The organism is Planococcus plakortidis, from assembly GCF_001687605.2.
Lineage (GTDB): Bacteria > Bacillota > Bacilli > Bacillales_A > Planococcaceae > Planococcus > Planococcus plakortidis.
The window spans coordinates 940,571-954,592 of record NZ_CP016539.2 but is presented as its reverse complement, the minus strand read 5'-3'; the positions used below and the strand labels follow the sequence as shown (position 1 = coordinate 954,592).

Here is a 14,022-nt window from a genome sequence, read left to right as displayed (position 1 = left end):
CAGTTTGTTGGTTAAGTCCTCGATCGATTAGTATTCGTCAGCTGCACGTGTCGCCACGCTTCCACCCCGAACCTATCTACCTCATCGTCTTTGAGGGATCTTACTTGCTTGCGCAATGGGAAATCTCATCTTGAGGGGGGCTTCGTGCTTAGATGCTTTCAGCACTTATCCCGGCCACACATAGCTACCCAGCGATGCTCTTGGCAGAACAACTGGTACACCAGCGGTGTGTCCATCCCGGTCCTCTCGTACTAAGGACAGCTCCTCTCAAATTTCCTGCGCCCGCGACGGATAGGGACCGAACTGTCTCACGACGTTCTGAACCCAGCTCGCGTACCGCTTTAATGGGCGAACAGCCCAACCCTTGGGACCGACTACAGCCCCAGGATGCGATGAGCCGACATCGAGGTGCCAAACCTCCCCGTCGATGTGGACTCTTGGGGGAGATAAGCCTGTTATCCCCGGGGTAGCTTTTATCCGTTGAGCGATGGCCCTTCCATGCGGAACCACCGGATCACTAAGTCCGTCTTTCGACCCTGCTCGACCTGTCCGTCTCGCAGTCAAGCTCCCTTGTGCCTTTACACTCTGCGAATGATTTCCAACCATTCTGAGGGAACCTTTGAGCGCCTCCGTTACTCTTTAGGAGGCGACCGCCCCAGTCAAACTGCCCGCCTGACACTGTCTCCCAAGCCGCTTAGGCTTGTGGGTTAGAAGTTCAATACAACCAGGGTAGTATCCCACCGACGCCTCCCCCGAAGCTGGCGCTCCGGGTTCTCTGGCTCCTACCTATCCTGTACAAGTTGCACCAAAATTCAATATCAGGCTACAGTAAAGCTCCACGGGGTCTTTCCGTCCTGTCGCGGGTAACCTGCATCTTCACAGGTACTATAATTTCACCGAGTCTCTCGTTGAGACAGTGCCCAGATCGTTACGCCTTTCGTGCGGGTCGGAACTTACCCGACAAGGAATTTCGCTACCTTAGGACCGTTATAGTTACGGCCGCCGTTTACTGGGGCTTCGGTTCGCACCTTCGCTTGCGCTAAGCACTCCCCTTAACCTTCCAGCACCGGGCAGGCGTCAGCCCCTATACGTCACCTTACGGTTTTGCAGAGACCTGTGTTTTTGCTAAACAGTCGCCTGGGCCTATTCACTGCGGCTCTCTCGGGCTATTCACCCTACCAGAGCACCCCTTCTCCCGAAGTTACGGGGTCATTTTGCCGAGTTCCTTAACGAGAGTTCACTCGCTCACCTTAGAATTCTCTTCTCGCCTACCTGTGTCGGTTTGCGGTACGGGCACCTCCCGCCTCGCTAGAGGCTTTTCTTGGCAGTGTGAAATCAGGGACTCTGAGGTTAAACCTCTTGCCATCACTGCTTGATGTATACAGAAACGGGATTTGCCTCGTTTCTCATCTCACAACTTGGACGTGCACAACCAACGGCACGCTCACCCTATCCTTCTGCGTCCCCCCATTACTCAAACGGCGGGGAGGTGGTACAGGAATATCAACCTGTTGTCCATCGTCTACGCCTATCGGCCTCGACTTAGGTCCCGACTAACCCTGAGCGGACGAGCCTTCCTCAGGAAACCTTAGGCATTCGGTGGACGGGATTCTCACCCGTCTTTCGTTACTCATACCGGCATTCTCACTTCTAAGCGCTCCACCAGTCCTTCCGGTCTGACTTCACCGCCCTTAGAACGCTCTCCTACCACGGACATCTCAGATGTCCATCCACAGCTTCGGTAATCCGTTTAGCCCCGGTACATTTTCGGCGCAGTGTCACTCGACCAGTGAGCTATTACGCACTCTTTAAATGATGGCTGCTTCTAAGCCAACATCCTGGTTGTCTAAGCAACGCCACATCCTTTTCCACTTAACGGATATTTGGGGACCTTAGCTGGTGGTCTGGGCTGTTTCCCTCTTGACTACGGATCTTATCACTCGCAGTCTGACTCCCAAGCATAAATCACTGGCATTCGGAGTTTGTCTGAATTCGGTAACCCGGGATGGGCCCCTAGTCCAAACAGTGCTCTACCTCCAGGATTCTCTATCTTGAGGCTAGCCCTAAAGCTATTTCGGAGAGAACCAGCTATCTCCAGGTTCGATTGGAATTTCTCCGCTACCCACACCTCATCCCCGCACTTTTCAACGTGCGTGGGTTCGGGCCTCCAGTAAGTGTTACCTTACCTTCACCCTGGACATGGGTAGATCACCTGGTTTCGGGTCTACAACTGCATACTCATTCGCCCTGTTCAGACTCGCTTTCGCTGCGGCTCCGGCTTCTCACCTTAACCTTGCATGCAATCGTAACTCGCCGGTTCATTCTACAAAAGGCACGCTATCACCCATTAACGGGCTCTAACTACTTGTAGGCACACGGTTTCAGGATCTCTTTCACTCCCCTTCCGGGGTGCTTTTCACCTTTCCCTCACGGTACTGGTTCACTATCGGTCACTAGGGAGTATTTAGCCTTGGGAGATGGTCCTCCCGGATTCCGACGGAATTTCACGTGTTCCGCCGTACTCAGGATCCACTCTGGAGGGAATGCACTTTCAGCTACGGGGCTCTTACCCTGTCTCGCGGACCGTTCCAGGTCGCTTCGCCTAATCCATTCCTTTGTAACTCCGTATAGAGTGTCCTACAACCCCAGAAGGCAAGCCTTCTGGTTTGGGCTGTTCCCGTTTCGCTCGCCGCTACTTGGGGAATCGCATTTGCTTTCTCTTCCTTCAGGTACTTAGATGTTTCAGTTCCCTGAGTCTGCCTTCTCATGTGCTATGAATTCACACATGGATACTGCCCCATTACGAACAGTGGGTTTCCCCATTCGGAAATCCCCGGATCACAGCTCACTTACAGCTCCCCGAGGCATATCGGTGTTAGTGCCGTCCTTCTTCGGCTCCTAGTGCCAAGGCATCCACCGTGCGCCCTTATTAACTTAACCACTGATGGTCAAACAATAAGTTGATCGCTTGAGGCGATCACGCTACTTGATGCTTGTTTCTTAATCAATGTCGATCTATCCAGTTTTCAAAGAACAAGTCTGAAAGCCAATCCTTGCGGAGTGAACCTTCAAAACTGAACGCAAAACGTCAACCCGAACGAAGTTCGGTTCCGATATTATCCTTAGAAAGGAGGTGATCCAGCCGCACCTTCCGATACGGCTACCTTGTTACGACTTCACCCCAATCATCTGTCCCACCTTCGGCGGCTGGCTCCACTAGGGTTACCCCACCGACTTCGGGTGTTACAAACTCTCGTGGTGTGACGGGCGGTGTGTACAAGGCCCGGGAACGTATTCACCGCGGCATGCTGATCCGCGATTACTAGCGATTCCGGCTTCATGCAGGCGAGTTGCAGCCTGCAATCCGAACTGAGAACGGTTTTCTGGGATTGGCTCCCCCTCGCGGGTTTGCGACCCTTTGTACCGTCCATTGTAGCACGTGTGTAGCCCAGGTCATAAGGGGCATGATGATTTGACGTCATCCCCACCTTCCTCCGGTTTGTCACCGGCAGTCACCTTAGAGTGCCCAACTGAATGCTGGCAACTAAGATCAAGGGTTGCGCTCGTTGCGGGACTTAACCCAACATCTCACGACACGAGCTGACGACAACCATGCACCACCTGTCACCGCTGTCCCCGAAGGGAAAGCCTTGTCTCCAAGGCGGTCAGCGGGATGTCAAGACCTGGTAAGGTTCTTCGCGTTGCTTCGAATTAAACCACATGCTCCACCGCTTGTGCGGGCCCCCGTCAATTCCTTTGAGTTTCAGCCTTGCGGCCGTACTCCCCAGGCGGAGTGCTTAATGCGTTAGCTGCAGCACTAAGGGGCGGAAACCCCCTAACACTTAGCACTCATCGTTTACGGCGTGGACTACCAGGGTATCTAATCCTGTTTGCTCCCCACGCTTTCGCGCCTCAGCGTCAGTTACAGACCAGAAAGTCGCCTTCGCCACTGGTGTTCCTCCACATCTCTACGCATTTCACCGCTACACGTGGAATTCCACTTTCCTCTTCTGCACTCAAGTCCCCCAGTTTCCAATGACCCTCCACGGTTGAGCCGTGGGCTTTCACATCAGACTTAAAGGACCGCCTGCGCGCGCTTTACGCCCAATAATTCCGGACAACGCTTGCCACCTACGTATTACCGCGGCTGCTGGCACGTAGTTAGCCGTGGCTTTCTGGTGAGGTACCGTCAAGGTACCAGTAGTTACTTGGTACTTGTTCTTCCCTCACAACAGAGTTTTACGATCCGAAAACCTTCTTCACTCACGCGGCGTTGCTCCGTCAGACTTTCGTCCATTGCGGAAGATTCCCTACTGCTGCCTCCCGTAGGAGTCTGGGCCGTGTCTCAGTCCCAGTGTGGCCGATCACCCTCTCAGGTCGGCTACGCATCGTCGCCTTGGTGGGCCGTTACCCCACCAACTAGCTAATGCGCCGCGGGCCCATCCTGCAGTGACAGCCGAAACCGTCTTTCCGTACAGCCTCATGAGAGGCCGCAAACTATTCGGTATTAGCACCGGTTTCCCGGAGTTATCCCGATCTGCAGGGCAGGTTGCCCACGTGTTACTCACCCGTCCGCCGCTAAACCAAAGGAGCAAGCTCCAATGGTTCCGCTCGACTTGCATGTATTAGGCACGCCGCCAGCGTTCGTCCTGAGCCAGGATCAAACTCTCCATTATAGAGTAGTATTGATTGCTCAATAGTTGCTGGCGCATCGCCGTCTCGAAAGACGCGCGATTCGCTTTGATCTGCATACGCTGATCAGTAGTTCTTTTGCTCCGATCGCCCAAGGGCGACTCTCGCAAATATGGTTTCTCGCGCTAAGCGCTCGAAACATATTCGTTGACGTTTTGCTGTTCAGTTTTCAAGGTTCATGTTGTGCGCCTCTCTTGGCGACTTGACTAATATAGCACGCTAGAAAAAAACCGTCAAGCTTTTCCGAGAAACTTTTACTCCCCTTATTATAACGCAATATTCTTAATATTCAACCAAAAAATTATTACAGTTTTGAAAGGAGTTCGCTTCCTTTCATACAAATACTTCCCTCCTTCTCCAATTGTTAATAACGAAGTATCCATCATAGAAAGATAATCAAAAATGAACCACTCATTACCAGTTCATTTTAATAGGTTTTCTACTATATAGTAAAAGATTTTTTATAGACATAAAAAAAGCCGCCGACGTAAGTCGACAGCTCCTCTTTAAGCAAGAAATATAAAATACAAAACAAAGATAACAAACAGTCCATACATGATCGGATGGATTTCTTTTCTTCTTCCCGCGACCATCATTGTAATGGGATAGAAAATGAATCCGATCGCGATGCCGGTAGCGATACTATAACCGAGCGGCATCGCAATCATTGTAAGAAATGCTGGAACAGCGATTTCAAACTTGCCCCATTCAATCTGGCCAAGCGCCGAAACCATCAGGACTCCCACGATGATCAACGCTGGGGCTGTGACTGCGCTAGTAATCACCGATAGCAACGGGTAAAAAAGAATCGCAACCAAGAATAGGATGCCCGTCACTACAGAAGCAAAACCGGAACGCGCTCCAGCAGCTACACCAGACGTCGACTCAATGTATGAGGTCGTTGTCGATGTTCCGAAGATCGCTCCGCTCACTGTCGCAATGGAATCTGAAAGCAAAGCTTTGCCTGCGCGAGGCAATTTGTTATCTTTCATCAAGCCGGCTTGATTCGCTACCGCCACCAAAGTTCCCGCAGTGTCAAAAAAGTCAACAAACAAAAATGTCAGGACGATGACAAGAAATTGAATGGTCATCAATGAACCAGGATCATTGAAGATTGGTTCAAGCGCCACACCGAATGTCGGCGCAAGACTTGGAACATTCAAATCGATCACTGCCGTCGGCAAGCTGACGACTTGGAAGATCATCCCGACCACTGCAGCAATTAAGATGCCAAAGAATATCCCGCCCTTCACGCCACGCACCATCATGATGACAGTGATGAACAAACCGAATATCGCGAGCAAAGCTGAACCGTCCGTCAAATCGCCAAGCCCAACAAGCGTGTCGGGATTGCCTACAACGATCCCGGCATTCTGCAAACCAATAAACGTGATATAAAGCCCGATGCCGGCGCCGACTGCATATTTCAGCTGAGCCGGGATGGCGTTGATGATCGTTTCACGGATGCCCGTCAAAGTAAGCAGAATGAAAATCAATCCTGAAACCAATACACCAGTCAATGCAGTTTGCCAAGGCACTCCGTACGTAAGCACAACTGTGTAGGAGAAGAAAGCGTTGAGCCCCATCCCCGGTGCTAAAGCAAGCGGGTATTTAGCGACGATTCCCATCAATAGGCTGCCGATAGCGGCTGCTAAAGCCGTGGCCATAAATACTGCTCCGTAATCCATGCGAAGGGCTGGATCCAAATCGGGAATCGAGTCCATCGTGAGTGTTAGCGGGTTGACGACCAAGATATAAGCCATCGCCAAAAAGGTGGTTAAACCGCCGATAAATTCCTGACGATAGTTCGTTCCCAGTTCTTCAAATTGAAAATACTTCTTCATGCATAATTCCTCCGTACGCTTTTGTATAAGTCTACGAAAAAACGCATACAGCGATTTGCCGTATGCGTCCGATTATCCCTGCCCGAAAACAGAGGATCCCCCGCTTTATGCGGCGGACCAAAATCGTAGTCGGTTCATTTACGGTGAACCGGTAGAGACTTTCAGGCCATATCCCTGAATTTATACGACAAGCTTATTTAATTTCATCTATACAATACCATGATAGGTATCCAAAAACAAGGGTAAACACGAACATTTATACCTTTTTTTGAATGAAAGTTCGTAAAAAAAGGAAAAACGGCTGCTAATTACAGCCGTTTATTTTTATTCCCACTCGATTGTTGCAGGTGGCTTGCTCGTAATATCGTATAATACGCGGTTGATGTGATCTACTTCATTGACGAGACGGACACTGATTTTCTCGAGCACATCCCATGGAATACGTGCCCAATCCGATGTCATGCCGTCAATCGAAGTGACTGCACGAATCCCGATTGCGTAATCGTAAGTACGGGCATCACCCATGACACCTACGCTGCGGATATCGGGAAGTACCGTAAAGTATTGCCAGATGTCACGATCAAGGCCGGCTTTCTTGATTTCATCGCGCAAGATCCAATCCGATTCTCGGACGATTTCAAGTTTTTCTTCCGTGACCGCTCCCATGATACGGATCCCGAGGCCAGGGCCTGGGAATGGCTGGCGCCAAACAATTTCATCCGGCATGCCAAGCTCGGTGCCGAGCGCGCGAACTTCGTCTTTGAATAAGGTATTCAGGGGTTCGATCAATTCAAATTGCATGTCTTCAGGCAAGCCGCCCACGTTGTGGTGGGATTTGATCGTTTGGGCAGTCGTCGTACCGCTTTCGATAATATCGGTATAGAGTGTGCCTTGGGCAAGGAAGTCCATGCCTTTTAGTTTCTCTGCTTCATCGTCGAATACATAGATGAATTCATTGCCGATGATTTTGCGTTTCTGTTCGGGGTCGCTGACGCCTTCAAGTTTTTTCAGGAAGCGCTCGCGGGCATCGATCTTGATGACGTTCATATGGAAACCGTCGGCGAAAGTTTTCATGACGCTTTCCGCTTCCCCTTTACGGAGCAAGCCGTGGTCTACGAACATGCATGTCAATTGATCGCCGATCGCTTTGTGGATCAAAACGGCTACAACTGAAGAATCAACGCCGCCGCTTAGTGCGCAAAGGACTTTTTTATCGCCCACTTGCTCGCGGATTTTTGCGATTTCCAATTCAATGTAATTTTCCATCGACCATTCGTCTTTCATGCCACATACATCGAAGACAAACTGGCGCAGCATTTCGTTTCCGTAAACCGAATGGCGGACTTCCGGATGGTACTGGACGCCGTAAAGTTTACGCTCTTCGTTTGCCATGGCTGCAATCGGGCAGCCCGGGCTTGTCGCGATGACGTCAAATCCAGGAGGAGCTGCTGTCACTAGGTCGCCGTGGCTCATCCAGACGATTTGCTCTTCTGGCACATCTTTGAAAATGGAGCTTTCTTTCGTCAAGGTCAATTCGGCTTTCCCGTACTCGCGGTTGGAAGCTTTTTCGACTTTCCCTTCCATGCGAAGCGCCATCAATTGCATGCCGTAGCAGATGCCGAGTATCGGCAGTCCCATCTCGAAAATTTCAGGATCGATGGAAAACGCATTTTCGTCATAGACGGAGTTTGGCCCGCCTGAGAAGATGATCCCCGTGGCATTCATTTCCTTGATTTCAGTCGCGGTAATCGTATGTGGGTGGAGTTCGCTATAGACACCGATTTCACGGATGCGGCGCGTGATCAATTGATTGTATTGGCTGCCGAAATCCAAGACGACGATTTTTTTCTGTTCCTTCAACATAGGGCTGACTGGCAAATCCTTCACCTCTTCTATTCGATTCAGGCCACAATATAAAAAAGAACGCGAAAAATCACTCCTCGCGTTCTTGTCCTCTACGTTAAAAAGACGAATGCGCATGCAAATAAGCATGCGTCATCCGCCTTCATAGTCAAGTCATTTCCGGTGACTTGGTAGAGACATCCGAACCGTATCATCGGACATATATGAGGGCACTGTATTCTATAATTTTCTCAATTGTACAGGCTTGCGTTTTCAAAATCAACCGCTTGTCCGATTGATTAAATTTTCCCAACTTTCCTTCAGTTCCGGCCAATCGATTGATTTCGTATCCCCGCCGTAAACGGATTTTTCATACGCCGCCGTCAATTCCGTCATCTCTTTCGTGCCAAAGAATGAATCGACGTATTCGGCATATGAGCGCAACGTCTGGCCTGGCCCCCGTTTTATTCCATAAAGTTCCAATTGTTTCAAGAGCCGCAGATAGGCTTTTTCGAATGTTTCCGCGTCTGCCTCTTTTCTACGGTAGTACGGAATCAACACTTTCGGCATCCATTTTTTGCGGACCTTGAATAGCATGAATGCTAGCAACAACAAGGCGAATGTGGCTGCAATGAGCTTTCCTGCATGTTCGGAGACAAAAGCAAGAAAACGCTCACCCGCTGTCGGGCCTGCATCTGCCCCTGCTCCTGCGTCCGGTTGTTCAGGCTGGGCTTCGGGTTCAGGTTCAGGACGGTCAGGCATCTCCTCTTCTTCCGGTTCGGACGTATCGATTTCCAAATCGAAATCAATGGATGAGGCGCCTGTAAAGCCGATGGTCGGCTCAAACATCATCCAACCCACCCCTGGCATATACGCTTCTACCCATGAGTGCGCATTGTTGTTCGTGACTTCGTATACGTCGTAGCCATCCACTGTATCGATGACTTCGCCTTCATTAAAACCTTTCACCCAGCGTGCTGGAATATCCAGCGACCGCAGTAAAACGACCATCGAGGTTGAGAAGTTATCGCAATAGCCGCGCTGCGTTTCAAAAAGGAATTGATCGACATAGTCCTGGTCTTCTGCTGGAACCGCGATGTCACTTTGGCTGTATTCAAAGCCATTGGTACTGAAGTAACGTTCGACTGCCTGCGCTTGCCCATAAACCGTGTCTGAACCAGCGGCTATTTGTTGCGCCAATTCCCTTACCCTTTCAGGCAATTCATCAGGCAATTGCAAGTATCGATCGTATTCCGGCGGCAATTCAGACAGTTGTTCCGTATCGGTTTCACGCAATGCTGTCAGGCTATAGGAGGGCTCGCTGTAGAACACTTCATAGACATCAGGTTCAAAAGTCGCGTTTTCCTGCAAAGTGTCAAAGCGCTGTTGGACCGGATCGTAACGATAATCGAGCGTTTCTTCCATTAAGAAAGAAGCAGTGCCGTAAGGATAGAGAACAAACGGGAATGGCAGTTCCATGTCCACAAGGGCAGAAGAGCGTTCTTCACCTTCAGGCGGGAAGTCGGTGGCGACCTCATCGCCATTGCGGTAAAGCTGTTCCTGCGCATCTTCTTCTGAAAGCTCCCAGCCCTTTGTCGTATAGACATCTTTGACTTCAACTTTCCAGTATTGGCCTTCTTCGACTTCCGCCCTGAAGACAGTTGTGTCATCAGAAACGAACGAGCCGCCAAGCTGTGAATCATCGACGCCGTAGCCGATGCGACCAACGCCCCCTTCCCCGGCACCGCCCTTTCCGGAATAGGAAGTGATATACGGAACAGGATCCGGCCAAATCGGTGCGGCTTTCGGCAGATAAAATGCAAGAGCCGTCGATGCGACCAACAGCAATAATAAAGGAATCGAAAAGACCAACAATCTATCCTTTTTCGCCGCCGCTCCGTACCGCTCCATCCACCTGGCCAAATGCAATAAACCCGCCAGCAATAAGCCGATGACCATAATGCGGACAATCGCTGCATCGCCAGAGTACGGGCTGAATGTATCCAGCACGGCAACGAAAATCACCGTCAGCAGATAGAACAGGAAAATGCTCAGCCGGAAACTGACCCAATAATGAATAAGGTAAATGGCCATCCACAACAGCGCAAAGAACAGGACGGTACGGAATACATCAGTCGTCGCCTGCCATTCTTGGCTGAAGAGCGCCGACAAGCTGGTGCTCACCTGCTCCATAATAAACACTATGCTTTCCACCGTAAAAAATGGTTTGCCCGTGTATACATAGACGATAAACCATAAGATATACAATAATTTCAAAGGACCGGTGACCCACCACGGAATGTCAAAGAACGCCATGACAAGGCCAAGTGCCACAAAGATCAAGAACAGGCGGTGATGGCCTGTTTCGGTTAATTCGATGACCGGACGGAGCCATTCCGACAACAGGAAAAACACCAATATATACAATAAGCCCATAAATATCTTGTTTTTTCTGATGGATGTCATGAATGGTTCGCCTCCATAAACGCCGAAGCGAAATTCTCAGGCCCGATCAGCTTCACGCGGAAACCTCTGGACCTTGCATATTGATGGGTTCTTTCATCTTCCGGTGTGAGTGACTGGCCTTTTTCTATCGCGACCAAACATAGGCATTGGCTTAAGCCCGTTACGTTCCGACGGATTTCATCGACCATCTCCCGCGACAACGAACCCGTCACATAGACTAAGCTCGACACGCGGATTTGTTTCAAGTCCTGACCGACGACTGCTTCGATCGGCCGGTCCAAATCATCTTGTACTTTCGCCAAATGATAGAGGGCCCGCTGCAATTGCTCATCATTTTGAATCAGCGGGAAAAAAGCACGCGGCGTGCCGGCGGATAGATAGGCGACACTCGCATGGGACGCCACTACAGAAGTAAGAATCGAGGCAATCAATTCGACTTGCGTTTCGAAAACGGCAGAAGGAGAACGGTCATCGAGCAAAAATAAGTCCTGTGATTGACGGTCTTCGAACTCTTTCGTGCGCATCGTCTGAGTACGCGCAAACGATTTCCAGTGAATCCATGACACCCGGTCTCCCGGCTGGTAATCACGGATCCCGCTTGCCATTGTAGTGTCTTTCACTAAAGTAAATGGGGCTGCGATCGAGCCCTGGTCAAAACTGGAGCCAATCGGGCGGTACATCATTTCAGCGGTGTTCGGGTAAACCAGTATAGACTGCCGGACCGGCAATAGCTGGCGTTTTTTCACCCACCCAAAAAAATCGGAAGTTTCTACCATGACGCCTTCTAAAACATGCTCCCCCCTTGGCATTTCCCCAATTTCATAGCTCCAGGAAAATTCGCGCCGAAAGCCCGGAAGCAACAACTGCCTGCCAACTTCAGCCATGCGGACTTTAAGCCGCGCAGATTGCGCCTGTTCCTCGAGCACGGTGTAAAGCAAAGGAAACGGAAACGTTCGCCGAACGGTGATCGTGGCTGAAAAGCGATGGCCGCTCCGTACTCGCGGCGTGTGGACTACCCGTTCTGCGCGCAAATTCCGCAATGGATAGAATGACAATAAGACGGAGTAGAGGATGAAAGGAATGGATACATAGAAAATAAACCAACTGACAAAACCGCCTTGGAACATGGCGAATGAAAAAGTCAAAAAAAGCAGGATGAGCACAAATATCATCCTGCCCGAAGAACCCAAAATTTGTTTGCCCCGCTTCATTGATTCACAAGCCTTTGTACAGGGACACGCGTCTTAGCGATGATGCGCTCTGTCAGTTCTTCAGCTGTAATACCGTCGTAGCGCGCTTCCGAACGAAGCATGATGCGATGGCCGAAGACGAATTTCGCCAAATACTGAACATCGTCCGGAGTGACATAGTCACGGCCTTTCAGCATGGCATAGGCTTGTGCCGCTTTCATCAAGGCAATCGAGCCACGCGGGCTGACCCCTAGATAGACGTATGGATCACGGCGTGTTTGGGTCGCGAGTTCCACAATATAAGTGCGGATCGTGTCATCCACGCGAATCGTCCGCACTTCCTCCTGCAGCTTGAGTAATTCTTCCAGCGTCAGCACGGATTCCAGTTCTTCGATGGGCGGAATCGACTGGGAGCGGGTCAATACCTCGATTTCTTCTTCCCGCGTCGGGTAGCCCATTTTCACTCTCAGCAAAAAGCGGTCCAATTGCGCTTCCGGCAATGGATAAGTTCCTTCGTACTCGATCGGGTTTTGGGTCGCCATGACGAAAAACGGTTTGGGGATCTGCATCGTCACGCCATCTGTTGTGACGGACGCCTCTTCCATTGCTTCCAATAATGCAGACTGTGTTTTGGGTGAGGTCCGGTTGATTTCATCTGCCAAGACGATATTGCCCATGATCGGGCCAGGGCGGAAATGAAATTGCATGTCTTTCGGATTATAGATAGAAACGCCCACCACATCCGAAGGCAAGAGATCCGGCGTGAACTGGATGCGCTTGAAATCCGCTCCGACCGATTTTGCCAGCGCCCGGACAAGCATCGTCTTGCCGACGCCCGGGACATCTTCCAGCAAAACATGGCCATGCGACAATAAAGCGACTAAACTCAACTCGGCGATTTCGCGTTTACCGATAATCACTTTTTCGATATTCCCTATGACTTTCCCTAATTGCTCTGTCGCTTTCATATCGGTTCCTCCCATAGTAAGTGAAAAAAGTTTTGAATTATCACAATCTTATTGCCATCATATCGGATTCCTGGCGATAACTCAACTTAGCCAACACGGCATGCCTTGCACTAGCCTTCCCCAAAATTATGCCCCAAATGGAAAAACGGGAAAAGCATGTGCTTTTCCCGCCTTGTTGGCCTGCTTAATTATTTTTTCCAGAAATCATCGAAAATCGTTATCGGTAAATTGCGCTTATGCTGAGTTTTTAGGTAATAGCCTTCGAGCTTCTCACGCGCCTCTGCCGGAATCTCCTTGCCTTCCAAATAATCGTCGATTTGGTCATAGGTGATGCCGAGTGCAATTTCATCCGGAATGGCCGGCTTGTCCTCTTCCAAATCGGCTGTCGGGACTTTCGTATACAAGTGTTCCGGCGAGCCGAGCGCCTTCAGCATTTCACGGCCCTGACGCTTATTCAACCGGAACAACGGGACCAAATCAGCTGCGCCATCACCGTATTTCGTGTAAAAACCGGTAATCGCCTCAGCCGCATGATCGGTTCCGAGAACGACTGCATCATGCATGGCGGCAACGGAATACTGCGCTTTCATGCGTTCGCGTGCTTTTTCGTTGCCTTTTGCGAAATCCGTCAACTTGATGCCTTCCGCCTCTAATGCGCGGTCGCTTGCATCGACCGCTTCTTTAATATTGATAGTATAGATTTTAGTCGGCCGGATAAAATCGATGGCATCTTGGGCATCATGTTCGTCGAATTGTACGCCGTATGGCAGGCGCACGCCGTAAAATCCGTAAGTGTCGCCCCCTTCTTCCTCGTTCAATTCATCGACTGCCATCTGGGCCAGCTTGCCGGCAAGTGTTGAATCCTGGCCTCCTGAGATGCCGAGCACAAACCCCTTTAGAAATGAATGCTGCTTTAAGTACTCTTTCAGGAATTCGACGGTGCGTTTTATCTCTTCCTGTGGATTGATTGAAGGTTGTACCTTCAGTTCGTTGATAATCTGCTGTTGTAATGTCGGCATG

6 protein-coding genes, 2 rRNA genes and 2 riboswitches are annotated in these 14,022 nt (G+C 50.4%); all 8 genes read right to left on the bottom strand.

Annotated elements, in window-relative coordinates; genetic code table 11:
* Positions 1-7: 7 nt before the first annotated feature.
* The 8 genes from BBI15_RS04810 to nadE all read right to left on the bottom strand — a co-directional run bounded on the left by BBI15_RS04810 (position 8) and on the right by nadE (position 14,021).
* A 23S ribosomal RNA gene (locus BBI15_RS04810) occupies positions 8-2,940 on the bottom strand.
* A gap of 186 nt (positions 2,941-3,126) precedes the next feature.
* Positions 3,127-4,676, bottom strand: a 16S ribosomal RNA gene (locus BBI15_RS04805).
* Together the 16S and 23S rRNA genes form the textbook arrangement of a ribosomal RNA operon.
* A gap of 522 nt (positions 4,677-5,198) precedes the next feature.
* On the bottom strand, positions 5,199-6,536 hold the full coding sequence (locus tag BBI15_RS04800) for an NCS2 family permease (RefSeq protein ID WP_068868562.1): 1,338 nt from the start codon (positions 6,534-6,536) through the stop codon (positions 5,199-5,201).
* A gap of 106 nt (positions 6,537-6,642) precedes the next feature.
* Positions 6,643-6,744: riboswitch (purine riboswitch) on the bottom strand.
* Positions 6,745-6,860: 116 nt separating this feature from the next.
* Complete coding sequence (gene guaA / locus BBI15_RS04795; protein ID WP_068868561.1) at positions 6,861-8,399, bottom strand: glutamine-hydrolyzing GMP synthase; 1,539 nt, start codon at positions 8,397-8,399, stop codon at positions 6,861-6,863.
* Between the two features lie 125 nt (positions 8,400-8,524).
* Positions 8,525-8,626, bottom strand: a riboswitch (purine riboswitch).
* A gap of 31 nt (positions 8,627-8,657) precedes the next feature.
* Positions 8,658-10,844: a transglutaminase TgpA family protein gene (locus BBI15_RS04790; RefSeq protein ID WP_068868560.1), complete on the bottom strand. Its 2,187-nt coding sequence runs from the start codon at positions 10,842-10,844 to the stop codon at positions 8,658-8,660.
* Positions 10,841-12,016: a DUF58 domain-containing protein gene (locus tag BBI15_RS04785; protein WP_237150933.1), complete on the bottom strand. Its 1,176-nt coding sequence runs from the start codon at positions 12,014-12,016 to the stop codon at positions 10,841-10,843. The genes BBI15_RS04790 and BBI15_RS04785 overlap by 4 nt, the downstream gene beginning before the upstream one ends.
* A 35-nt stretch (positions 12,017-12,051) precedes the next feature.
* Positions 12,052-13,002 carry an AAA family ATPase gene (locus tag BBI15_RS04780; protein ID WP_068868558.1) on the bottom strand — a complete coding sequence of 317 codons (951 nt, stop codon included), beginning with the start codon at positions 13,000-13,002 and terminating at the stop codon, positions 12,052-12,054.
* A gap of 188 nt (positions 13,003-13,190) precedes the next feature.
* Positions 13,191-14,021: an ammonia-dependent NAD(+) synthetase gene (nadE, locus tag BBI15_RS04775; RefSeq protein ID WP_068868557.1), complete on the bottom strand. Its 831-nt coding sequence runs from the start codon at positions 14,019-14,021 to the stop codon at positions 13,191-13,193.
* Position 14,022: the final 1 nt, after the last annotated feature.

Excerpts from the sequence above, each read along its gene's own strand:
- BBI15_RS04780 (WP_068868558.1), bottom strand. The coding sequence starts at position 13,002 with ATGAAAGCGACAGAGCAATTAGGGAAAGTCATAGGGAATATCGAAAAA.
- nadE (WP_068868557.1), bottom strand. The coding sequence starts at position 14,021 with ATGCCGACATTACAACAGCAGATTATCAACGAACTGAAGGTACAACCT.
- BBI15_RS04800 (WP_068868562.1), bottom strand. The coding sequence starts at position 6,536 with ATGAAGAAGTATTTTCAATTTGAAGAACTGGGAACGAACTATCGTCAG.
- BBI15_RS04785 (WP_237150933.1), bottom strand. The coding sequence starts at position 12,016 with ATGATATTTGTGCTCATCCTGCTTTTTTTGACTTTTTCATTCGCCATG.
- BBI15_RS04790 (WP_068868560.1), bottom strand. The coding sequence starts at position 10,844 with ATGACATCCATCAGAAAAAACAAGATATTTATGGGCTTATTGTATATA.
- guaA (WP_068868561.1), bottom strand. The coding sequence starts at position 8,399 with ATGTTGAAGGAACAGAAAAAAATCGTCGTCTTGGATTTCGGCAGCCAA.